This window comes from Pseudomonas sp. BT-42-2 (assembly GCF_025847435.2).
Taxonomy (GTDB): Bacteria; Pseudomonadota; Gammaproteobacteria; order Pseudomonadales; family Pseudomonadaceae; genus Aquipseudomonas; species Aquipseudomonas urmiensis.
Map to the genome: position 1 here is coordinate 154,466 of NZ_JAOYTM010000002.1, position 23,329 is coordinate 177,794.

Below are 23,329 nucleotides of genomic sequence, written 5' to 3' on the forward strand. Positions count from 1 at the left end.
AGAAAAATACCAATGAGGTGTCGACATGCGTCATTTGCACTCTTTGCTTCCCGCAGCATTCGCCTTGCTGTTCGGCGCGGCCGCCCAGGCCCAACCAACGGTCAGCGTATACAACTGGACCGACTATATCGGTGACACCACCCTGGCGGACTTCCAGGCCAGCAGCGGGATCAAGGTGGTCTATGACGTGTTCGACTCCAACGAAACCCTGGAGGGCAAGTTGCTGGCCGGGCGCACCGGCTACGACGTGGTAGTGCCCTCCAACCATTTCCTGGCGCGCCAGGCCAAGGCTGGCGCGTTCCTGCCGCTAGACCGCAGCAAGCTGACCAACTTCAAGTACCTTGACCCTAAACTGCTCAAGCAGCTTGAGCAGAACGACCCTGGCAACCAGTACGCAGTGCCCTACCTATGGGGCACCAACGGCATCGGCTACAACGTCGACAAGGTCAAGGCCGCTTTGGGCATCGACAAGATTGATTCCTGGGCTGTGCTGTTCGAGCCTGAGAACCTGAAAAAGCTGCAAAAGTGCGGCGTGGCGTTCATGGACTCGCCGGACGAGTTGTTCCCGGCAATGCTCAACTACCTGGGCATGGACCCACGCAGCGAAAAGGAAGACGACTACAAGAAGGCCGAGGCCCAGCTGCTCAAGCTGCGCCCCTACATCACTTACTTCCACTCCTCCAAATATGTCTCGGACCTGGCCAACGGCGATGTCTGCGTCGCCTTCGGTTATTCCGGCGATGTGTTCCAGGCGGCCAACCGCGCGGTGGAGGCCAACAATGGCGTGAAAATCGCCTATAGCATTCCCAAGGAAGGCAGCAACCTGTGGTTCGACCTGTTGGCGATTCCCAAGGACGCCAGCAACCCTGACCAGGCCCTGGCCTTCATCAACTACCTACTCGACCCGCAGGTGATCGCCAAGGTCAGTGCCACGGTCGGCTATGCCAATGCCAACCTTGAGGCCAAGGCCCACATGGACCCCTCGCTGGTCAACAACCCCGAGATCTATCCTCCCCAGGAGGTGCTGGACAAGCTGTATGTGTCCAGCACTCCGAGCCCGAAGATCATGCGCGTCATGACCCGCTCCTGGAGCAAGATCAAATCCAATCGCTGAGCCGAGTACGCGCCATGTCCCTTGATACTCAACACACTGCCTCCTATTACGCTGCCAGCGCGCGGGCGGCGACGCCCTACGCTGCACTCGAAGGCGCGCTCAGTGCCGATGTCTGCGTGGTCGGGGGTGGTCTTACCGGGGTCAACACCGCCCTGGAGCTGGCCGAGCGCGGGCTTTCGGTGATCCTTCTGGAGGCCCGGCGGATTGGCTGGGGCGCCAGCGGGCGCAACGGCGGCCAGCTGATTCGCGGCATTGGCCATGACGTCAGCGGCTTCGCCCGCTATGTCGGCCAGGACGGCGTGCGCTACCTCAAGCACGCCGGGATCGACTCGGTCGAGTTGGTCCGCCAGCGCATCGCCCAATACGACATCCAGTGCGATTTGCGCTGGGGCTTTTGCGAACTGGCCAACACCCCGGCGCAGTTCGCTGCCTTCAGCGATGAACAGCAAGAGCTGGCCAGCCTCGGCTACCGCCACGAAACGCGCCTGGTCAGTGCCGAGCGGATGCATGAAGTGGTCGCCAGCGAGCAGTACGCAGGTGGCCTGATCGACATGGGCTCAGGGCACCTGCACCCACTCGACCTGGTGCAAGGCGAAGCACGCGCAGCCGCAGGCCTGGGCGTACAGATCTTCGAGCAGAGCCCGGTGCTGCGCATCGAGCACGGCAGCTCGGTAACCCTGCACTGCGCCCGTGGCAGCGTGCGGGCCAACAGTCTGGTACTAGGTTGCAACGCCCACCTGGACGAACTCGAACCACGCCTGACTGGCAAGGTACTGCCCGCGGGCAGCTACGTTGTAGCCAGCGAACCGCTGCCAGAGCAGTTGGCCAAGACGCTGATCCCACAGAACATGGCGATGTGCGACCAGAAAGTCGGCCTGGACTACTACCGCCTCACCGCCGACCGCCGCTTGTTGTTCGGCGGTGCCTGCCACTATTCCGGGCGCGATCCCAAGGACATTGGCGCCTACATGCTGCCCAAGGTCCTCAAGGTGTTCCCGCAACTGGCCGGCGTACGCATCGACTATCAGTGGGGCGGCATGATCGGCATCACTGCCAACCGCTTCCCGCAAGTCGGTCGGCTCAGCCAGCATCCCAACGTCTACTACGCCCAGGGCTATTCAGGGCACGGCCTGAACGTCACCCACTGGACCGCCAAGCTGTTGGCCGAAGCCATCGCGCTCGGTCATAGCCAGGGCTTGGATGTATTCAGCGCAGTCCCGCACCTGACCTTCCCGGGAGGCAAGGCCCTGCGCTCGCCGCTGCTGGCGCTGGGAATGATGTGGTATCGGCTGCGCGAGGTGCTGGGCTAGCCTGCGACGGGCAGCGCTTCAAAGAATGGCCTGCAGCCCCTTGTCAGCAATGACATTGAGCAGCTTCAACGCAGGCCCGGCTGGCCGTGTTTCGCCCTGCTCCCACTTGCGTACAGTGGACGCGCTGGTATGCAGATGCAGGGCGAATACCGGCTGACTGAAATTGAGCGTTTCGCGCAAACGGCGGATATCCAGCGCGCTGAAATCGCGCACGGGCGCGGGGCAAATAGCCTCAAAGTCGCGCAACGTAACCTTGCCCACCGCCCCTGCTTGATGCAGTGCAGTAAGGTCATCACGCAACGACTCAATAAGTTTGCTGCTCACAGCACACCTCCATCAGTACACCTGCCCTGAGGGCCTTCGCCAAGGCCACAGCAGATAATTCGAGAAATACCCTGCCGGCAAATTGCAGCGCTTTTTGTTCATCTGCCGTTATCGACGCTTTGTCACTCTTGGCGAACCCGTGCAAAAACACATAGCGGCTGCCGATGCGCGCGGAAAGTAGCGTTCGATACCCGCCACGCTTACCGCCTGCGGCATTGGCAATGCGCTTTTTGAACAGCAGGCCGCCCAAGCTTGCGTCGACCAAACCATTACGCATGTCCTCGACTGCCCTGCACAACATGCAATCGGTCAGCTTCATGCTGGCTTGCCAGCGAGCAAAATCCCTGCGCTTGTTCACATCCATTGTGAGTCCGCCCTAACCATACCCTTAACGGGCATAGTTTCCAATGAGGGGCAGCAGTGAAAAGTCGGCGGAATCAGGGCGCATCGTAGGAAATTGCATCTGCGCAGCCGTTGCCCTAGCTGGCTCGGCGTTATGCGCAGACCGAACGGGCCCAGGCACCCCGCATTGCCCGGGGCACTGCTCAGTCAGCCAGTGCCCGCAAACAGTAGAAGATTGTCTTAGTTCGACCGGTCAGCTTTGCCGGGCGCGTTGGTGCTGACCACCTGCGGCCGAGGATCCTTGAGCAGTGAATATCCCCGTTCCAGCAAGGTCTGGCCGATGAACCGCGAGCCGACCTCGTTCAAATGGCCGTTATCCAGATACAGCAACTTGCCATCGATCAACGGACTGCACAGGCCATTGGGGCAAATCACTTGGTTGGGGTCGATGAAGCGCACCTGCGGATACTTGAGGCGAATCTGCGCCCAATACTGCGGCAGTGGCGTCTCAGCGGCTTCACACGGATGCTCCAGGCCAAACATCAGGCGCCGTATCGGGCAGGTCGCGGCTTTGTCGATCGGCTGGTTCCTGAGGATCACGATCACCTGCCCGCTGCTGGCCACCACCCGCGCCAGGCTGGCCTCGATCGCCGGCCCGACCGTTTCGTCGTTCGGCCAGTTACCCGCCAGTACCACGTAGGGATAACGCTTGGCCTCGACCAAGGCGTACACCCGTTGGTTGCGTTGAGCGCAATGATCAGCGTAGGCCCCTGGCATGCCGCCGTTGTAGCCCAGCACTGGCGCACAGGAGTCTAGGGTGTAGTCCATCAGGCTGATGCCGTCGGGGCGTGCCAGGATATCGACCATGCCGCTGAAATGGTTGGCGACCGAATCGCCGACCAGGATGCCGTCGATAGCCGCTTTCGCCGCACCAAGGCGGCAGGTGTCATCCGGCTCGGTGCGGTACAGCCCGCTGGGCACGTGACAGCCGCGGCGAATCTCCGCCGGCCGCTCCAGAGTCATCGCCTCCAGGGCCAGCACCTGGGGGCTGAATCGCTGCGGAAAGCCGCTGAACTGCTGCGTGACCCCTGCCAGCAATGCCAAGCCCATGGCTGGCACGGCGAAGCGGCGCGCGAACACCTGAGTGAAACCAAGCTTCACGCCACTGCGGCGCATGGGTTTTTCCACATAGCGCCAGGACAGCCAGGCCAACAGCAGCGCGCCGGCGACCACCACACAGCCGAGGGCGAAGGTCATCGGCACCTCAAGGTAATTGAGGTAGGCAATCAGCGGCCAATGCCACAGATAAAGCGAATACGAGATGAGCCCGACGAACACCATCGGTCGGCAACCGAGAATCGGCGAAGGACCGCCGCTGACCCCGGCATGGATCAGCAATGCCGCCCCCAGGCACGGCCACAAGGCATTCAACCCTGGGAACGGCGCGCCCTCGCTGAGCAGCCATAGCGACGCGCCAATCAACAGGTAGCCAAGCAGCGAACAACCCAGCGATGTCATCCGGCCAACCCGCGGCGTATGCTGCAAGTGCCAAATACCCAACCAGCCCCCTAGCATCAGCTCGAAGAAGCGGGTTGGCAGCAAATAGTAAGACGCCGTAGCGAACACCCCGGTCGCATACTGCGAAACGCCTATCGCCAGCACCAGCCCGCCCCCCAGCACCCACAACAAATGCCGTGGCGCCAGGCGATAGACCAACAGCACCAGCAATGGCCAGACCACATAGAACTGCTCCTCGATACCCAGCGACCAGGTATGCAGCAGCGGCGCTTCACCGGCGTCGGCGGCAAAGTAGTTGCCGTACTTGAGCCAGATGAAGATGTTCGACACCCCCAACAGGGCGAACAGGGCATTGGCGTTGAGCCGCATCAGGTCTACCGGTGACAGCAAGAAGGCGCCGAGCACCACGCACACCAACAGCACCGTTGCCAGCGCAGGCACGATGCGGTTGATCCGTCGCTGATAGAAGCCTTTGAGCGAGAAGCTGCCTTGACGCACCTCCTGGAATACTTGCGAAGTGATCAGGTAGCCGGAGATGACAAAAAAGATGTCGACGCCGACGAAACCGCCCGGCAACAACGAGGTGTTCAGGTGATGCAGGAACACGGCAATCACCGCCACCGCGCGCAAACCGTCAATATCGGAGCGGTAACTTTCCTGACGCATGAGTGATCTTCCTTCGAATAAGGCGTCGAGGCAAAATGCCACCTTTGATATGTAGTACGACTGTCGCTCGCCGCCAAGGACAAAAGTCAAAATGCCGACAATCGGCAGAAGAACACGCTAATCAGCGAAAAACAGCCGCCATTTTTATGACTTCCCAGGCTAAAGCTGGCCAAGCGCCAAGCAGCTGCTAGCGTTGTTCTGGCCGTCCCCTCAATGGATGCCCTACATCATGAAATCACTGCCCCGCGCCACCCTGCTGTGCGCCGCTCTGCTCGCCCTGGCGGCATGCTCGAGCAACCGTGTCGATCCTAGCCAGTACTCAGGGTTTCTCAACGATTACAGTCGCCTCCAGCCTGCCGAAAGCATTTCCGGCCAGCCGGTGATGCGCTGGATTGACCCCAACATCAAAGCCCGCGATTACAACCAGGTATTCATCGAGCCGAGCCAGTTCTACCCCAAGCCGCAAGCGACATCGGTGATCTCGACGCAAACGCTGCAAGCCATCACCCGCTACTTCAACGACGCCATGCGCCGAGAACTGGGCAGCGTGATGACCTTGGCCAAGGCACCTGGGCCAGGGACTATCGTGGTGCGCCCGGCGATCACCGCGGTGTCGACCCATACCGAGGGCCTGAAGCCTTATGAAGTGATCCCGATCGCGTTGGTCGCTGCGGCGGTGAACACGGCCGCCGGTGGGCGTGATCAGGCCGTGGATATTGCCGTGGAGGCGGCCTTCCTGGATGGGGCTAACCAGAAGGTGCTCGCCCAGGTGGTGCGCAAGGGCAGTGGCAAGGAGCTGGAGAACGACACCCAGCAATTGACCCTGGAAGACGTCAAGCCGGTGCTCGATGGCTGGGCGAGCGACATGCGCAAAAGCTTCGTTGCGTTCAAGCAGAAGGCCCGTTGAATAGCTGACCGCCATTGCTCAGGGCGGTTATTGCAGGCCTTAGGGCTGCTATGCAGCCCCAAGGCCTGTGATCAGGCGATAAAGCTATAGAAGATCGCCGACAGGGTAATCAGCCCCACCAAGGTCACGAACACGTTCGACAACCTGCCCGAATATTTGCGCAGCGACGGCACCCGGCGCACGGCATACATCGGCATGAGGAACAGCAAGCAGGCAATCACTGGCCCGCCCATGCTCTCGATCAGCCCCAGGATGCTCGGATTGAGCGTTGCCACGATCCAGCAAGCCAGCACCATGAACACCGCCGTGATCCGCTGCAGACGCTTAGCCGGCCAGGCCTTGCCCTGCCCGCGCAGGCTCTTGACGATCATCCCCTGGAAGCCCTCGCTGGCACCGATATAGTGGCCCAGGAACGACTTGGTGATCGCCACCAGGGCAATCAGCGGCGCCACGAAGGCAATCACCGGCGTCTGGAAGTGGTTGGCCAGGTACGACAGCACGGAAATATTTTGCTCCTTGGCCGCAGCGAGGTCGGCCGGGCTCAACGCCAGCACGCAACTGAAGCAGAAGAACATCACCGTCAGCACCATCATCAGGTGCGCAGTGGCCAGGGTACGGCCACTCTTGCGATCGGCATCTGCGCCGTAACGGTGTTTCTGATCGACAGCGAACGCCGAGATGATTGGCGAGTGGTTGAACGAGAACACCATTACCGGAATCGCCAGCCACAGGGTCAGCAGCAGTTTCGATGCGCTGATACCCTCGTTGGCCTGGGCCAGAAAGGCGCCGTTCCAGTTCGGGATCAAACTCAGGGCGAGCAGCAACAGCGACGCCACGAACGGATACACCAGCACGCTCATGGCCTTGACGATGATCTGCTGACCGCAGCGCACCACGATCATCAACCCGCAGATCAATAACAGCGACAGCACTGCCCGCGGTGGCGCAGGGACGTGCAGCTGATGCTCAAGGAAGCTGGTCAAGGTGTTGGTCAGGGCGACGCTGTAGACCAGCAGGATCGGGAAGATGGCCAAAAAATACAACGCGGTGATCAGCTTGCCGGCGCCAGTGCCGAAGTGCTCCTCGACCACTTCGGTGATGTCTTCGTTGCCGCCCTTGCGTCCTGAAAGGACGAAGCGCGTCAGCGCCCGATGCGCATAGAAGGTCATCGGAAACGCCAGCAGCGCCAGGATCAGCAGCGGCCAGAAACCGCCCACTCCGGCGTTGATCGGCAGGAACAAGGTGCCCGCGCCGATCGCCGTGCCATACAGGCCCAAGGCCCAGGTGGTGTCGTGGCGGTTCCAGGTGGTCGAGCCGACGGCAGAAGCCGGCGCAGCCGAATCCGCACGAACAGTCGTGGTGCTTTGTACATCGGTCATCAGATATCGCCTTTGTAGTTGTTTTTGTTGCTGGTACAGCAGGTGTTGCAGTAGAGGCGTTGCGCCGCGCTTGCTGTGCAAGCGGGCCTGGGCTGCGAGCCGTCAGAACAGGCAGCAAGGTTGACCCTTGAGCCTCAATCGCAGCGCAAGCACGCTTGCACAGCAAACGCTGCGCAGATCAGCACTCGACGAAGGCGACGGCCAGGCCGCCGCGGGAGGTTTCCTTGTAGTTGGCATGCATGTCGGCGCCGGTGTCACGCATGGTGCGAATCACCCGGTCGAGGGAAATGAAGTGCTCGCCATCACCGCGCAAGGCCATCTGCACGGCATTGATCGCCTTGACTGCGGCAATCGCATTACGCTCGATGCAGGGCACCTGGACCAAGCCGCCAACTGGGTCACAGGTCAGGCCAAGGTTATGTTCCAAGGCAATTTCAGCGGCATTTTCCAACTGTGGCGGGGTTGCCCCGAGCACTTCGGCAAGACCTGCCGCGGCCATCGAACAGGCCGAACCCACCTCCCCCTGGCAGCCCACTTCGGCACCTGAGATGGAGGCGTTTTTCTTGCACAAGATGCCCACCGCTGCGGCCGCCAGCAGGAAGGCGACGACATCGTCATCGCATGCACCCGGGTTGAACTTCATGTAGTAATGCAGCACCGCCGGGATGATCCCCGCAGCACCGTTGGTGGGCGCGGTGACCATGCGCCCGCCGGCCGCGTTTTCTTCATTGACCGCCAGGGCGAACAGGTTGACCCACTCCATGGCGCTCAAGGTCGAGCCGATCACGTTGGGCTTGCCGATCTCTTGCAAGCTGCGGTGCAAGCGCGCGGCGCGGCGCTTGACCTTCAGCCCTCCCGGCAAGATCCCTTCGTTACGCAAACCGTTGTCGACGCATTCGCGCATCGCCGCCCAAATCGACAGCAGGCCTTGGCGGGTTTCGCTTTCAGGCCGCCAGGCACACTCGTTGGCCATCATCAGTTGGCTGACACTCAGCCCATGTGCCTTGCACAGTTCAAGCAGTTCGGCGGCGCTGGAAAATTCATACGGCAGGCTGATCTGCTCGGTGCTGCCTTGCGGGGCATCGATTTCGTCTTGCTCGACGATGAAGCCGCCGCCCACCGAGTAGTAGGTCTGGGTCAGCACCAGGCCCTGCTCGCCTTGTGCCTCAAGGGTCATGGCGTTGGGGTGATACGGCAGGTTTTCATCCAGCAGCAGCATGTCGCGAGCGTAGTTGAAGGCAATCGGCTGGCGGCCATCGAGGATCAGGCACTGCTCCTGCATCAACTGATCGATGCGTGGCTCGATGCTGTGCGGATCGATCCGATCAGGCCATTGCCCCATCAGGCCCAGCAGGCAGGCACGGTCGGTGGCGTGCCCTACGCCAGTGGCAGACAGCGAGCCATACAGGCGCACCTCGACCCGCTGCACCTGGGCCAGCAGACCACGCTCACGCAAAGCCTGGGCGAAGGTCGCCGCCGCCCGCATGGGCCCCACGGTATGGGAGCTGGAGGGGCCGATGCCAATCTTGAAAAGGTCGAAAACACTGATAGCCATGCTAATGCCTGACCGTGGCGGCCTACTGCACCGGCCAACGGCTCTCTGGAAAAATTGAACGGTGTTGCCAAGTTGGGCGATACTGCCGCGCATTTCCCACGATGACCAACGAAATTTCCTAAGCTAGCCATTAGCAGGACTAAACTATGAGGCGACAACTCAATGGCCAGATGTATGTCTGGCTGCATGTGTTCGCATGTGCCGCGCGGCACCTGTCGTTCACTCGCTGCGCCGAAGAGCTGCACATCACTCCAGGTGCGGTCAGCCAGCAGATGCGCCAGCTCGAAGAGCGCCTGGGCTACCGGCTGTTTTTGCGTCGAGCGCGCGGAGTGGAGCTGTCTGCCGAAGGCCAGCGCCTGGCACAAACGGTGGCCGAGGCCTATGGCAGCATCGAGGCCGAGTTGCTGCGCCTGGATGCCGGCGAGATCCGCGGCACCTTGCGCCTGCGTTCGATCCCCTCGTTCCTTGCCAAATGGCTGACGCCGCGTTTGCCGCGTTTCCAGCAACGCTACCCGGATATCGAATTGCGGCTTGTCGCTGAAGACAGCAACCAAGCGCTGCATCCGGATGATTTCGACCTGGCCATTGACCTCAACGACGGCAGCTATCCAGGCATGCTCTCCACCCCGCTGCTGGATGAGCAGATCTTCCCGGTCTGCTCCCCGGCGCTGCTGCGCGGCCGCCCGCCGCTGCACGGGCCGACTGACCTGATGCACTATCCCTTGCTGCACGACATTACCGCCTGGCGCGGCAGCTCGGAGTATGCCGAGTGGGAGTTCTATCTAGAGGGCATCGGCGCCGCTGGGCTGGATGTGAGGCGCGGGCACACCTTCAACCGCAACCACCTGACCATCGAGGCGGCGATTGCCGGGGTTGGCGTGGCCATCGCGCGGCGTACGCTGCTCAACGATGAGTTGGAACGCGGGGCGTTGATCGTGCCGTTCGGCGTGCCGGTGGCCAATCATAAACGCTATGTACTGCACTACCCGCCAGGCGGGCTGAGCCAGCCGGGCGCGCGGGCGGTGCATGACTGGTTGGTTGAGGAGGCCCAGGGGTTCCGGGCCCTGCATCCGTTGGCTTGATCAGGTACCTCGCATGGCGCGGCCGGACCTCAACAGGGCCCGGCCGTTGCGGCAAAGGCTGCACTCACTGCGCCGCCACGGTGCCCTTCTCGCCCGTCACCGGCGTGACGATCTGGCCCAGGTCGATATGCCGGAAATCCGGCTGCGCACCCAACCGAGCGTTGAACCGTACGTTGAACGTGAATGGATCCTCAGTCGGCACATCCAGGGCACGTCCATACACCTGCCCTACCCCCGCGCTGTCATAGCCCATCAAACGCAGCAAGGTCGGGAAGATGTTGTAGTGGCTCGAAGCGTTGCGGTTCTGCTCCAGGTGCGCCTGCCAGTCGAGGGTCTTGAGCCCCTTGCCTTGGATGATCACCAGTGGCACCAGACCTTCCTCAGGCACCGGATCACTGTCGCAATGGGTATTGAGCCCTGGGTTGCCGCGCTCGTGCAGGTCCTGGCCATGGTCGGAGGTGTAGATCACCACCGCCTGGCTCAAGTCGGCGTCGGCGAACAAACGGCGGAAGAACTCGCCAACGCTCCACAGCACGCTGTTTTTATAGGCGTTGCGATACAGCACCCAATCCTCGCTACGTCCATCGAAGCCTTCACGCGTGCCTGAGTCGGCCACATCGGCAAAGCGTCCACGCGGCAGCGCCGGCTGATACTTCATGAACTCATCCGGGTACTTGTCGTGTACCGGGAAATGCGCACCCACCTTGTTGATCACGATCAACTGCGCCTGGCCATCGTTGAGCAATACGCTGAGCTTGGCCACCGCTGCCATGTCACGCTGTAACACGGGCGTGTCATCAAACTGAATGAACTGGTCGATATCCTGCTTCTCAGTGGCGGTCATCAGGTTCTGCAGATTACCGGCGGTGCGCTGGCCGTCGATGTACACCGTGCGCAGCCCGGCTTGCTTGGCGTACTGCCAGATCGAAGGCAGGGTCGAATTGATCCGCAGGTAATCCTCTCGGGTGCCGCCATAGCGCAACGTGATGTTGGTATCAGCACTACAATTGGCAATGGATGCGGCATAACCGTAATTGAAGATGTCTGCCTTGGGTTGCGACTGGGCCAGATGGCTGGTCACCCCGCCCGCCGCATTGACGTCCAGGTAGTTGCCGGAAATGCTTTCGTCGATCACCAGCACGATGTCTCGCGCCAGCGGTGCACCGCTACGTGCCAGGCTTACGGGTTCGCGCGGGCCGACATTGTCGCTCAGCGTTTCATAAGTAAGCAGGCTCACGTAGGCCAGCGGCGTGTACATCACCGGCAGCCCGCGCGCGCCTTCGCCGGCGCGCACGAACAGCACGCTGATCAGCAGCAGCAAGGCCAGTACTGGCGCGGTAATCGGCAACCACTGCGGCAGGCGCTGCGCCGGGCCTGGGCGCAGGCCGACCCCCAGGAGCAACAACACCGATTTGGCCACCGCCAAGGTAATTGCGTAGTGGTATTGCTGTAGCGCTTCGCCGACGAAACCGCCGGCATACACCATAGAGACGAATGCGCTATAGGTCATGTACGAGTCAGTAATGCGGGTATAGGCGTCGAAGAACACCGCACTGATCGCCAGCGCCAGTGCCAGCGGCCAGCGCAGCCAGGCCGGTCGTATCCAGGCGGCCAGCAATAAAGCCACCACCAATACTGCGAATACGCCGAGGAAAAGCACGAGCGGCAGGCCTATGCCCAAGGCATCTATGCGCTCCAGGTAATAGGCATGAAAGGAGCCAAGATAGATAAGCACCAACAGCAACTTGATCCACCCGCGCATGATTTGGCCCCTCCATTCATGGAAATCTACCCAAACCGTAGCAGCCCTGAAACAAATCACAAGTCGCAAAAGTCAATTTTCCGACGTTATCACAACGCCAGAATTTGGCGTCTTCACGCCCCCTCACTCGACCCTCTCTATTACTCAAACTTCCCAATTTTCGGGGGCTTAGACCGTTCATCGGCTCGTTAACCGGCCAGTTGCCAGTAGCTTTGAGCGCTAAGCCTCAGATTGGCAAAGGGTTGATGGCCAATGGCCCGTTCGGTTAGCGCGTGTAAATCTGACGAAACATGCCATTGCTTTGACGCAATTCCCCACAGCTGAGCTATACCGAACTCACACCCTGTTTCATCCACCTTACTTACCCCCCCATCCATACGAGGCACCGCGCATGGACGTGAGCGTTTTTGGCACCGGTTATGTCGGTCTGGTTCAAGCAGCGGCTTTGGCGGATGTCGGCCATCGCGTGTTGTGCGTGGATTTGGACACCCACAAGATCAACCAACTGCGCCAAGGCGTGCCGCCGATCAGCGAGCCAGGTCTTTCGGAACTGCTCGAGGACAACATCAAGGAAGGCCGCCTGCTGTTCAGCACCCAGGCCAGCGACGCCGTCAGCCACGCCGAGCTGATCTTCATCGCCGTTGGCACCCCGCCCGACGAAGACGGCTCCGCCGACCTCAGCCATGTGCTCAACGTCACCCGCCAAATCACCGAACTGATGGATGCCGACCGGACCTTGATCGTCAAGTCCACCGTGCCGGTAGGCACTGCCGACCAGGTCTTGGCCCTGGCCCGCGCCGAACTGCAGCGTCTGGCCAAGGACCACTTGCAGGTGCGCGTGGTGTCCAACCCCGAGTTTCTCAAGGAAGGCAGCGCCCTGGCCGACTGCATGCGCCCCGACCGGATCATCGTCGGCACCCGTGACGCGCTTGCGCATGACCAGCTGGCCGAGCTCTACGCGCCGTTCTGCCGCAACCATGAAAAGCTCATGTTCATGGATAACCGCAGCGCCGAGCTGACCAAGTACGCCGCCAACGCCATGCTCGCCACGCGCATCAGCTTCATGAACGAGCTGGCCAACCTCAGCGAGCACCTGGGCGCCGACATCGAAGCGGTGCGCAAGGGCATCGGCTCCGACCCACGTATCGGCTACCACTTCATCTATCCCGGCTGTGGCTTTGGTGGCTCGTGCTTCCCCAAGGACATCAAGGCCCTGCTGCACACCGCAGAACACAGCGGGATGCCGCTGCGCCTGCTGCAAAGCGTGCATGACGTCAACGATCGGCAGCGGCAGATTCTCTTCACCAAACTCCAGCAGCGTCTGCAAGGCCAACTGGCCGGCAAATCCATTGCCGTCTGGGGGCTCGCCTTCAAACCCAACACCGACGACATGCGCGAAGCGCCGAGCCGCTATCTGATGGAAGCGCTGTGGGCCGAAGGCGCCACGGTGCGCGCTTACGACCCAGAAGCCATGGATGAATGCCGGCGTCTGTACGGCTACCGCGATGACCTGCAACTGTGCGCCACCCGTGACGACACCTTGCAGGACGCCGACGCCCTGGTGATCTGCACCGAGTGGAAGAACTTTCGCGTGGTCGACTTCACCTTGCTCGCCAGCAAACTGCGTGAGCGGCTGATCATCGACGGACGCAACCTGTACAACCCCGAACAAGTGGCGGCCCACGGCCTGCACTACAGTGGCATCGGTCTGCGTCAGGTCAACGCACAAGTGAGTGCGCCATGAAGGTGTTGGTAACCGGCGCGGCCGGCTTCATCGGTGCCCACACCTGCCTGCGGCTGCTGCGCGATGGCCATGAGGTAGTGGGCCTGGACAACTTCAACGACTACTACGATCCGGCGCTCAAACACGCTCGGCTGCGTTGGGTACGTGAGCAGGCCGACGACTTTGAGGTGCATCGCCTGGATCTGGTCGACCGCGACGGCGTCGCCCGGCTGTTTGCCATCGAACGTCCCGAGGTGGTCATCCATTTGGCTGCTCAAGCCGGGGTGCGCTACTCGCTGCAAAACCCCCAGGCCTACGTCGACAGCAACCTGGCAGGCTTTCTCAATATCCTCGAAGGTTGCCGCCGTCATCCTGTACGCCACCTGCTGTACGCCTCGTCCAGCTCGGTGTACGGCGCCAACCAGCGCACGCCTTATCGGGTCCAGGACGCAGTCGATCATCCGCTGTCGCTGTACGCCGCCACGAAAAAAGCCAACGAGGCGATGGCCCACAGCTACAGCCACCTGTTCGGCATTGCCTGTAGCGGCCTGCGCTTCTTTACCGTGTATGGCCCCTGGGGCCGCCCGGACATGTCGCCGATGCAGTTTGCCAAGGCGATCAGCGAAGGCCGGCCCATCCAGCTGTTCAACCACGGCCGCCACCAACGCGATTTCACCTATATCGACGACATCGTCGAGAGCCTGGTGCGGCTGATGCCCCACCCCCCGGCAGGCAATTCGGACTGGAACGCCCTGGAACCTGATCCGGCCAGCAGCCAAGCGCCGTGGCGGCTGTTCAACATCGGCGGGCAACGCCCGGTGGAACTGCTCGACTACCTGGCACTGCTGGAGCGCCACCTGCAGCGCAACGCCGTGATCGAGCTGCTGCCATTGCAACCGGGCGACGTGCTGGCCACCTGCGCCGACGCCAGCGCTCTGGCTCAGGTTACCGGCTTCACCCCACGTATTTCCCTGGATGAAGGGCTCAGGCGGTTCGTCGCCTGGTTTCAAGAGTACTACTCGCACACCGCCTTGGAGGCCAACCGTGCTGGCGAGCAGTCCGATCAACGGAGGGCGGTATGACAGGACAACCTAAAAGCGCGCAACTACAGGCGCTCTACCAGGATAAGCGGATGGATCCGGCGCATCGGCAACGTATCGATGCGGCTATCCACATGCAAGGTCGCGGTTGGATCACCGGCCGGGTGGGCGGGCGCCCGTGGACCTTGTCACGCACCAACCGGGTGTTGTCCGGGATCGCGGCGGTGGTTCTGCTGCTGTTGCTGTCGCCGATGTTCCTGGTGCTGGCGATACTGATCAAGACCTCGAGCGCGGGCCCGGTGTTTTTCGTGCAAAAACGCACCGGCTACCGCGGCCGCCTGTTCGGCATGTTCAAGTTCCGCACCATGGTCGCCAATGCCGAAGCGCTCAAGGACTCGGTGCGCCACCTGAACAAGCACGGCGCCGACGCCATCGACTTCAAGATCGACAAGGATCCGCGCATCACCTCGGTGGGCAGCTGGCTGCGCCGCAGCAGCCTGGACGAGCTGCCCAACCTGATCAACGTGGTCACCGGCGACATGCGCCTGGTCGGCCCCCGCCCCACCTCTTTCAACGCCTACCGCTACAAGGACAACCACCTCGCGCGGCTGTCGATCTACCCCGGCATGACCGGCCTGTGGCAGATCTCCGGGCGCAGCAACATCGATTTTGACCAACGCGTAGAGCTCGACCTTAGCTACATCAACGAACAGAGCCTGATGCTGGATCTGAAGATCCTCTTCAAGACCCCGTTCAAAGTGTTCACTGGCCACGGAGCAAGTTGAGATGGACGGTTCCACTTCGAGAAGCCTGAGTATCGCCACCCCGAGCGAGACCAACCTGACCGCCACCGTTCTTGACCTGGAGCAGCGCACCTTGCTGCTGACCGCGGCCAACACCGGCAGCGGTACCAGTACCAGCGCGCTGGCGTTCGCCAGCCAACTGGCGCTAATGAGCGCCGGCGCCGTGCTGCTGATCGACAGCAGCAACAGCACCGGTGGCCTCAGTCAGCAACTGGGTCTGGGCAAGCTGCGCGGGTACACCGACCTGTTGTTCGACCAAGACACCCCGCCACTGGCTCAGGACTGCATCGTGCGCCTGTCCGATCAACTGTTCGACATCCTCCCGGCGGGCACCTTCAAGCGCGGGCGCGCCGCGCTCGATCCTGAGCGCCTGCGCGTGCTGCTGCACCAGCTCGGCGGCCAGTACCGCTTCGTGGTGATCGACGGCGAAGCGATCTATGCCAGCGCCGACAGCCTGGTGATCGGCACCCTGGTCGATGGCGTGATCCTGGTGGTGTGCGCCGAGGAGACTCGCAAGGAAGTCGCCCAGGCCGCCGCCCAGCGCCTGACCCAGGCCGGCGCGCGCCTGATCGGTAGCGTGTTCAACAAGCGCAAGTACTACATGCCCAAGTGGCTGTACAACAACCTCTAGGCCGGTACAGGAGAGACCCATGAGATATCCATCCATTGCCCTGTGCCTGCTGGTCCTGACCGGTTGCGCCAGCCAGGATAACCGCGAGATGCCGGTGCAGATCCTCACCGCTGCGCCCGAAGACAGCCAGGCCACCGAGGTGGCGCGGCGCGAGCAGGTGCTGCGCCCGCAAGACGTGTTGGAAGTGATCTTCCACATCAGCGGCACCAGCGCCGGCGCCTATCGCATCCAGTCGGGCGACAGCATCGACCTTAACTTCATGGCCGCCAGCGGCCTCAACGGCAGCCAGCTGGTGCAACCAGACGGCACCATTACCCTGCCCAGCACCAACTCGACGGTCAAGGTCGAAGGGATGACCCCAGGCGAAGCTGAAAACGCCATCCGCGAGGCCTACCGCAACAAGCGCGTGTTCCAGAACAACCGCGACCAGGTGACGTTGCGGGTGATCAGCCCGATGACCAATGAGGTCACCCTGAAGAACACCCTGACCCACCCTGGCACCGGCATGAGCCGCGACATCACGGTCGGTACCGACGGCCGCGCGACCTTCCCGGAAATTGGTTCGGTGCCGCTGCAAGGCATGACCGTCAACCAACTGCGCGACTACCTCAATGAGCGCTACGCCAGCCTGCCGGGCCGGATGACGGTCGACGTGCTGCTCAAGTCAACCGCTGCCAACGAGATCTATGTCCTGGGTGAAGTCGGCCAGCCGGGTGCCTTCCAGATCCGCCGGCCGGTATCGGTGCTCGAAGCACTAACCCTGGCCCGCGGCCCGACCCTCAAGGCCAAGCTCGGCTCGGTGGTGATCATGCGCCGTAACGGCAACACCGTGCATGCCTATAACTACGACGTCGACCAGGCCCTCTCCGGTGGCAGCCAGAAGATCGCCTACCTGCAGCCCGAAGACATGCTCTATGTGCCCAAGAGCAAGCTGGCCAGTGCCGGCGAGCTGTCCCGGCAATTGGCTGACGTCGTGCTGTTCCAAGGCTTCGGCTTCAGCTTCAGCTATCGCGTCGACAACAAAGACGACAACAACTGACCGGGGATCGGACCATGACGACGCAACCCAAAGAAAACTATGTGCATGAGTTCTTCCGCATCTTTTTTGCCAATAAGCAATTGGCCAAGCGGGTGTTCCTGGTATTTGCGGTGATCGCCCTGGTGCTGCCGTTCGTGCTCAAGCAGAGCTACGACATCACCGCTGAGGTCATCGTGCAGTCGAAGAAACTCTCACAGAGCGACACCAGTTCGGCGCTGACCCAAGAAGCCGACCGCTTCATTCCACCGACCCTGGCCGACATGGAAACCGAGAGCAACATCCTGCGCTCGCCGACCCTGATTCGCCAGACCATCGACCAGCTGCGCAAGGATGGCCAGTTCAAGACCGAGCCGGGCGCCTTGCAGCGTCATGTGTTCACGCCGCTGCGCGAGCAGGTGCTCAATCCGCTGAAGCGCCTGTTTGGCAGTGAGCAAGTGGCACAGCGTGACACCGAGCTGGACGCCCTCACCGACCAAGCGGTCAAGGCACTCACCGTCGAGACCCTGCCAGGTTCGAACGTCATCTCGGTGACTTACAGCGCCGATGATCCCAAGGTCGGCACCCTGTTCGTCAGCCAGTTGCTGGACAACTTCCTGAAAAACCGCCAGGACCTGCAGTCCAATGAGCTGCCACAAAGCTTCTACGAGCAGAAAAAACTCCACTACCAAGCCCGCCTGGGTGACCTGGAAGGGCAACGGATGGGCCTGCTGACGGCAATCAGCTCGTCTGACCCGAAAGAGGAGATCACCTTCCGCCTCAATGCGATCAACACCGAAGAGCAGGCGCTGAACGTGCAGCGCGACCGCCAGTTGCAGAACCAGAAGTGGCTCGAATACCTGCAAACCCACCTGGCTGCCGCCAGCAAGGCAAGAATTGCCGACTACGCCTTCCCCTACACCTTCACCACCACCCTGGAGAACGTGGCGTTCGAAGACCGCGAGATCAAGCAACTGGGCGAGCAACTGACCACCCAACTGGCGCGCTACAACGCCGACCGGACGGTGTTCCAGCCGGGTTCCGAACCCATGCTGCTGGCACGTGAGCAGATCGCCCAGCTGCGCGGGCAGTTCCTCAAGATCGTCGAGAACCGCATCCGTGAACGCCAACAGGATCTTTCTGTCACCCAGCAAGTGATCGACCAGAAGACCCAGCGCATCGCCGACTACAAGGCGCGCATCCTGCAACTGCGCGAAACCCAGAGCAAGACCCGCCAGCTGGACACCGAGATCGATGCCCTGCACAAGGCCTTCTCGACCTACGCCCAGCGCTATGAAGAAAGCCGTGGCCAGGGCCTGCTCGACGGTAGCCAGTCCAACGCCAGGATCCTCAGCGCACCTTACGAGCCAACCGCAGCGGCCTTCCCCAAACCTGGCCTGATCATTCCGTTCGGCTTGCTCTGCGGCTTGCTCCTGGCGATTGCCGTGGTCTACGTCAAGGAGTTCTTCGACCATCGCTTCAAACACCCTGCGCAAATCGGTCAAGAGCTGGGCCTGCCAGTGCTGCTGGTAATCAACGACCACGCCCCGGCCCTGCCCAACCCGCACAAGACCTGGTCGCTGCCGCGGCTGGTGCACTGGGTGCGCAATTGAACGCCGCCGTGCCCGCCGCCGGCCGGCCGATCGTGCACCTGCTCAGCAGCGGCGGCTTCTATGGTGCTGAGCGCATGCTGCTGGACCACTGCCAGGCGACCTCGGGCGACCATCGCGTGGTGTTCCTCGATGCCCCGGCGGAGCTGGTAACCCGGTTCCGCGAGGCAGGGGTTCAGTGCCAGTCGTGCGACAGCCTGCCAGCGCTGCTGCGGCTGTTGCGCGAGCAACGGCCGTTGATCAATACGCACAACTTCAAAGGCCTGGTGTTCGGTTGGCTGGGCGCCAGCGTGTGGCGCTTGCCGCTGGTGATCACCCAGCACGGCTTTACCCCCAGCAGCCGCAAGCAACGCCTGTATACCTGGCTGAGCCTGCAACTGTGCCGTATGCCCAACGTTGAGCGGGTGGTCTGCGTGGCCGAAAGCATCGCGCGTATTTTGCGCGATGCGGGGGTACCGGCGAGCCGCCTGCAGGTAATCCCCAATGGCCTGCCGCAAGCCGCTGCCCTGCCTGAACGGATACCGGCGAGCGGCACCTGGCTGGCCGGCTACGTGGGACGCTTGAGCCGCGAAAAAGGCCCGGACCTGTTCCTCGACGCCTTGATCCCGCTGTGCCATCGCCACCCGCAGGTGCGTGGGGTAATGCTCGGCGAAGGCCCTGAACGCGCTGAACTGCAAGCGCGCATCGATGCCGCCGGGCTCACCGAGCGCATCACCCTGCCAGGCTTTCAGCGCGATATGCGCAGCTGGATGGCCCGCCTGGATGCGCTGGTGATCAGCTCGCGCACCGAAGGCACGCCGATGATCCTGCTCGAAGCCATGCAGGACGGCGTGCCAGTGGTGGCCTTCGGCGTCGGCGGCATCCCTGACGTCATCGAACATGGGCGCAATGGCCTGTTGGCCCGGCCATTGGCCGTCGATGAGCTGGGCCAACAGCTGCTGGCCTTGCTCGAAGACCCGGCGCAGGCTGGCGAGCTGGTCGCCCGCGCCCGCCAGACCCAACGTGAACGCTACCACCTACCCACCCTGGCACAACGCTGGGCCCAGGTTTACCGGGGCGCGGCACAGGAGGTCGTCGCATGATCATTCCACTGTCGCTGGTCGGCCTGGTCGCCATGGTGTGCCTGGGCTTGTTGGCCAGCCCCTACCCTTACCTGGCGCCGGGCGCGGTGCTCGGCCTTGCCGGTGCGCTGGTCTTGTACCGGCGGCCGGCCTTGGGCTTGCTGGCGATCGTCACCCTGGTGCCGCTGGAAGGCTTGCTCAAGGATGGCCTGGTCTCCGGCGCCAAACTGGTGGGGATTGGCCTGGCCCTGATCCTCACCCTGCAACTGGCGGTCGGCCAATTGCAAGGCGCGCGCCTGCGCAGCTCGCACTGGCGGCTGCTGGCGCTGTTTCTGACCTTCTATCTGCTGAGCCTGTGGACCAGCGACAACCTCAGTTTGTCGCTGAACCACCTGCGCGACCTGATCGTCGGCCTGGTGGTGTTCGTTCTGACCTTGCTCATCGGCCGCGACCTGAACCTGCCTTGGCTGGCCCGGGTGATGACCCTCAGCGTCTGCGTGATGTGCCTGTTCGGCATATTTTCGACCAAGTACCAGGAAGGCGGCCGCGCCACCGCCATGCTCGACGCCAACCTGTTCGCCATGATGATTACCGTGGCCATGCCGATGGGCTTGTGGCTGGCCTTGAAGAGCCGCCAGCTGCCGGTCAAGCTGTTCTGGATCGGCTGCTGTCTGTTGCTGCTGGCCGGCATGACCAAGACCGACTCCCGCTCGGGGCTGGTGGTGCTGCTGATCAGCTCGGGCATCCTGCTCTACAACTACCGGGAGCAGCTCAGCCACATTCGCCCGCGCCACCTAGGCTTCGCCATGCTTGGCATCGCCATCATCCTGCCGTTGGCCGCTGCGGTAGTGCCGGCCAGCTATGTCGATCGTATCGCGTCGCTGGCGATGCTCAAGTCCGGGGTCAATGCGCACAAGGACGAGTCACTGGGCCGGCGCGCCACCTACCTGGTGGTGGGCAAGCAGATGATCAGCGACAACCCAGTCCTCGGCGCCGGCCCAGGCACCTTCCCACTGCATTACGCAGACACCGGCTTCTCCAAGGCCTTTGCCCCGGTCAACAGCGTCGCCACCGACCTGTATCGCCGCGCACACAACACCTACCTGGAAATCTTCAGCGAAATCGGCCTGCCAGCTGGGTTGCTGTTCGTTGGCATGATCGCCCTGGCTCTGCGCAACTTCTGGCGGGCGCGCGCGGCCTGGGCGGCGATCGGCGAGCACGACAAAGCCGACATGATGACCCACCTGACCATCAGCATGCTGGCCATTGCGCTGTTCCTGATGTTCCTCAGTTCACCGAGCCTCAAGTACCTGTGGCTGATGCTGGCGCTGTCCAGCGTGGTCTGGCGTGAAGCGACCCAGGCCCGGGCACTGCAGGGGGCAGCATGAGCCTGATCAGCATCGTCATTCCCATGTTCAACGAGGCCCGGCATATTGCCCGGACCTTGCAGGCGGTGCAGGTGGCAGCCGCCAATGCCGGGCTCGACTGTGAAGTGCTGGTGGTCGACAACGGCTCCAGCGACGCCGGCCCTGCTATTGCCAAAGGCTTCGGTGCGCGGGTGCTGAGCCTGCCAAAGATGGCCATCGGCGCCCTGCGCAACTACGGCGCCCGCGCCAGCAACGGGCAATGGTTGGCGTTTCTCGACGCCGACATCGAGGTGCCCAGCGATTGGCTCAGCCGCTTGCTCGACCTGCAGCGTCGTGGCGAAGGCGATGTGTTCGCCCTGGATTGCGACACCCCCCGCCAGGCGCCGTGGTTCGCCTATGCCTGGCAGCGCCGCACCTTGCGCGCCGGGCAAGCTCTGCAAGACAGCAGCTGGTTGCCGACCCCCAACCTGTTGATGCAGCGCCAGTGGTTCGACCGGGTCGGCGGTTTTGACGAACGGCTGCGCACGGGCGAAGACAAAGACTTCACCTTGCGCCTGCATCAAGCCGGCGCGCGCCTGCGTGTGCTGCGCCAACCGGTGGTGCTGCACTGGGGCTTCGAAGGCAGTTGGGCGGAATGGCTGGGCAAAGAGCTGTGGCGCCAGGGCAGTCACCTGCAATTGCTGCGAAGCAACGGCCTGAGCCTGCGCTTGCTGCGTTTCCCGCTACTGTCGCTGGCGATTTGGCTGTTCGATGCATTTGCCCTGGCGCTGCTAGTGGCCGGCAATGGTCGCGCAGCCATGCTGCTTGCGCTGGTCGGCGCCCTGCCCGCCCTGGTCCTGAGCCTGCGCCAGAGCCTGAAACACCGCGATCCACTGTTTGTCCTGCAGCTTTGGGGCCTGCACTGGGTCCGCCTGCACCTGGCCGGCGCGGCCTGTGTACTCAGCCTGTTCAACTGGAATGCAAGGAGGCCCGCACGTGGCTGAATCAATCTTCTGGCTCTGCCTGCTACTGCCCTTTTATGCCTGGCTCGGCTACCCGCTGCTGCTGACCCTGGTCGGGCCGTTATTCGCGCGCCATCGGCCAGGGCCATTGCCCCTGCAACAGGTCTGCGTGGTGGTGGCCGCACACAACGAGGAGCGGCATATCGAAGGCAAACTGCGCAACCTGCTCGCGCAGAACTGCCCAGCCGCCGACCTGCAGATCATCGTTGCCAGCGATGGCTCCAGCGATCGCACCGTGGCCCTGGCACGCAGCTTCGGTGACCCGCGAATTCACGTGCTGGACCTGCCACGCCAAGGCAAGAACAGCGTGCTCAACGCCGCCGTCGAACACTGCAGCGGCGATATCCTGGTGTTCACCGATGCCGATGTGCACTGGCTCGATGGCACCCTCAGCGCCCTGTTGGCACCGTTTGCCGACCCGGCCGTGGGCGCCAGCGTCGGCAACATGGTCATCCCCGTCGCCGGTAAAGGCCTGAGCCTGGGGGAAAGCCTGTATCGGCACTACGAAGCCTGGCTGCGCCGGGTGGAAAACCGAACCGGCTGCACGGTTTCGGCCGATGGCGCGCTGCAAGCGGTACGCCGCGAGTATTACCAACCGATCCCGCCACGGGTCAACGACGACTTCTACATCAATACCTGCGCACCGGTGGCCGGCAAGCGCGTGGTGTACGTCGACCAGGCCAAGGTGCTGGACATTGGCGTGGACGAAGCGCATCGGCAATTCAGCCGCCGCCAGCGGGTCACGGTCGGCGGTCTGATCAGCCTGGCCGCCCGCCGCGAGCTGCTCAACCCACTGCGCCATGGCCTGTACGCCATCGCCCTGATCAGCCACAAGCTGATTCGCCGGCTGGCGCCGGTACTGCTGTTGCCGCTGTTGTTGGCCAACTTTTTCCTGCTCGACGAGCACGTTTTCTACCGTCTGACGCTGGTCGCCCAGTTGCTCTGCTACGCGATTGCCGTGGCGGGCCTGTTGGATGTGCGTCATCGCCTGCCCAAGCCGTTTCGCCTGGCCGCATTCGTCCTGGTGACCTTGGCGGGGATGAGCGTGGGCCTGTGGCAGTTCTTGCGCGGGCACAGCTACAACCAATGGAACCCCGACCAGACTCGATGAGTGCCTGA

20 protein-coding genes are annotated in these 23,329 nt (G+C 62.4%); 14 read left to right on the forward strand and 6 right to left on the reverse strand.

What is annotated here, in order from left to right:
• Positions 1-25: 25 nt before the first annotated feature.
• Together OIU19_RS02025 and OIU19_RS02030 are read left to right on the forward strand one after the other, a co-directional pair.
• Positions 26-1,114, forward strand: a complete 1,089-nt coding sequence (locus OIU19_RS02025) for a polyamine ABC transporter substrate-binding protein (protein ID WP_264233029.1) — start codon at positions 26-28, stop codon at positions 1,112-1,114.
• Between the two features lie 14 nt (positions 1,115-1,128).
• Positions 1,129-2,424, forward strand: a complete 1,296-nt coding sequence (locus tag OIU19_RS02030) for an FAD-binding oxidoreductase (protein ID WP_264233030.1) — start codon at positions 1,129-1,131, stop codon at positions 2,422-2,424.
• Between the two features lie 18 nt (positions 2,425-2,442).
• Here OIU19_RS02030 and OIU19_RS02035 read toward each other — a convergent pair whose 3' ends face one another.
• The 3 genes from OIU19_RS02035 to OIU19_RS02045 form a co-directional block, all read right to left on the reverse strand.
• Positions 2,443-2,748 carry a DNA-binding transcriptional regulator gene (locus tag OIU19_RS02035; protein ID WP_186554550.1) on the reverse strand — a complete coding sequence of 102 codons (306 nt, stop codon included), beginning with the start codon at positions 2,746-2,748 and terminating at the stop codon, positions 2,443-2,445.
• Positions 2,729-3,112, reverse strand: a complete 384-nt coding sequence (locus OIU19_RS02040) for a type II toxin-antitoxin system RelE/ParE family toxin (protein WP_264233032.1) — start codon at positions 3,110-3,112, stop codon at positions 2,729-2,731. Before OIU19_RS02040 ends, OIU19_RS02035 begins: the two co-directional genes overlap by 20 nt.
• A gap of 218 nt (positions 3,113-3,330) precedes the next feature.
• Positions 3,331-5,274, reverse strand: coding sequence for an acyltransferase family protein (locus OIU19_RS02045; protein WP_264233034.1), 1,944 nt, complete (start codon positions 5,272-5,274; stop codon positions 3,331-3,333).
• 229 nt (positions 5,275-5,503) lie between these two features.
• On the opposite strand from OIU19_RS02045, the gene OIU19_RS02050 reads away from it, so the two are divergent.
• Complete coding sequence (locus tag OIU19_RS02050) at positions 5,504-6,181, forward strand: DUF3313 domain-containing protein (RefSeq protein ID WP_264233035.1); 678 nt, start codon at positions 5,504-5,506, stop codon at positions 6,179-6,181.
• A gap of 71 nt (positions 6,182-6,252) precedes the next feature.
• On the opposite strand, the gene OIU19_RS02055 is transcribed toward OIU19_RS02050, so the two are convergent.
• Both OIU19_RS02055 and OIU19_RS02060 read right to left on the reverse strand, forming a co-directional pair.
• A complete protein-coding gene (locus tag OIU19_RS02055) occupies positions 6,253-7,560 on the reverse strand; it encodes a serine/threonine transporter (RefSeq protein ID WP_264233036.1) in 1,308 nt (435 codons plus the stop codon).
• A gap of 178 nt (positions 7,561-7,738) precedes the next feature.
• On the reverse strand, positions 7,739-9,115 hold the full coding sequence (locus tag OIU19_RS02060; RefSeq protein WP_264233037.1) for an L-serine ammonia-lyase: 1,377 nt from the start codon (positions 9,113-9,115) through the stop codon (positions 7,739-7,741).
• 146 nt (positions 9,116-9,261) lie between these two features.
• Here OIU19_RS02060 and OIU19_RS02065 point away from each other — a divergent pair, with 146 nt between their 5' ends.
• Positions 9,262-10,197 carry a LysR substrate-binding domain-containing protein gene (locus OIU19_RS02065; protein ID WP_186554555.1) on the forward strand — a complete coding sequence of 312 codons (936 nt, stop codon included), beginning with the start codon at positions 9,262-9,264 and terminating at the stop codon, positions 10,195-10,197.
• 64 nt (positions 10,198-10,261) lie between these two features.
• Here OIU19_RS02065 and OIU19_RS02070 read toward each other — a convergent pair whose 3' ends face one another.
• Positions 10,262-11,959, reverse strand: a complete 1,698-nt coding sequence (locus tag OIU19_RS02070) for a sulfatase-like hydrolase/transferase (RefSeq protein WP_264233038.1) — start codon at positions 11,957-11,959, stop codon at positions 10,262-10,264.
• Between the two features lie 391 nt (positions 11,960-12,350).
• Here OIU19_RS02070 and OIU19_RS02075 point away from each other — a divergent pair, with 391 nt between their 5' ends.
• The 10 genes from OIU19_RS02075 to OIU19_RS02120 are packed head-to-tail and all read left to right on the forward strand — an operon-like array spanning position 12,351 to position 23,321.
• On the forward strand, positions 12,351-13,703 hold the full coding sequence (locus tag OIU19_RS02075; protein WP_264233039.1) for a UDP-glucose/GDP-mannose dehydrogenase family protein: 1,353 nt from the start codon (positions 12,351-12,353) through the stop codon (positions 13,701-13,703).
• Positions 13,700-14,764, forward strand: coding sequence for an NAD-dependent epimerase (locus OIU19_RS02080; protein WP_264233040.1), 1,065 nt, complete (start codon positions 13,700-13,702; stop codon positions 14,762-14,764). The genes OIU19_RS02075 and OIU19_RS02080 overlap by 4 nt, the downstream gene beginning before the upstream one ends.
• The gene (locus OIU19_RS02085; protein ID WP_264233041.1) at positions 14,761-15,507 is read left to right on the forward strand and encodes a sugar transferase; all 747 of its coding nucleotides are present in this window, start codon (positions 14,761-14,763) and stop codon (positions 15,505-15,507) included. The genes OIU19_RS02080 and OIU19_RS02085 overlap by 4 nt, the downstream gene beginning before the upstream one ends.
• 1 nt (position 15,508) lies before the next feature.
• Entirely contained in the window at positions 15,509-16,156 is a 648-nt protein-coding gene (locus OIU19_RS02090) for a CpsD/CapB family tyrosine-protein kinase (protein WP_264233042.1), read from the forward strand.
• A 19-nt stretch (positions 16,157-16,175) separates the two neighbouring features.
• Positions 16,176-17,195 carry a polysaccharide biosynthesis/export family protein gene (locus OIU19_RS02095; RefSeq protein WP_186554561.1) on the forward strand — a complete coding sequence of 340 codons (1,020 nt, stop codon included), beginning with the start codon at positions 16,176-16,178 and terminating at the stop codon, positions 17,193-17,195.
• 14 nt (positions 17,196-17,209) lie between these two features.
• On the forward strand, positions 17,210-18,784 hold the full coding sequence (locus OIU19_RS02100; RefSeq protein WP_264233043.1) for a Wzz/FepE/Etk N-terminal domain-containing protein: 1,575 nt from the start codon (positions 17,210-17,212) through the stop codon (positions 18,782-18,784).
• Positions 18,781-19,863 (forward strand): glycosyltransferase family 4 protein, encoded by a 1,083-nt coding sequence (locus tag OIU19_RS02105; protein WP_372353280.1) that lies wholly within the window; start codon positions 18,781-18,783, stop codon positions 19,861-19,863. Before OIU19_RS02100 ends, OIU19_RS02105 begins: the two co-directional genes overlap by 4 nt.
• On the forward strand, positions 19,860-21,230 hold the full coding sequence (locus OIU19_RS02110; protein WP_264233044.1) for an O-antigen ligase: 1,371 nt from the start codon (positions 19,860-19,862) through the stop codon (positions 21,228-21,230). The genes OIU19_RS02105 and OIU19_RS02110 overlap by 4 nt, the downstream gene beginning before the upstream one ends.
• Positions 21,227-22,192: a glycosyltransferase family 2 protein gene (locus OIU19_RS02115; RefSeq protein ID WP_264233045.1), complete on the forward strand. Its 966-nt coding sequence runs from the start codon at positions 21,227-21,229 to the stop codon at positions 22,190-22,192. Before OIU19_RS02110 ends, OIU19_RS02115 begins: the two co-directional genes overlap by 4 nt.
• Positions 22,185-23,321: a glycosyltransferase family 2 protein gene (locus OIU19_RS02120; RefSeq protein WP_264233046.1), complete on the forward strand. Its 1,137-nt coding sequence runs from the start codon at positions 22,185-22,187 to the stop codon at positions 23,319-23,321. The genes OIU19_RS02115 and OIU19_RS02120 overlap by 8 nt, the downstream gene beginning before the upstream one ends.
• Positions 23,322-23,329: the final 8 nt, after the last annotated feature.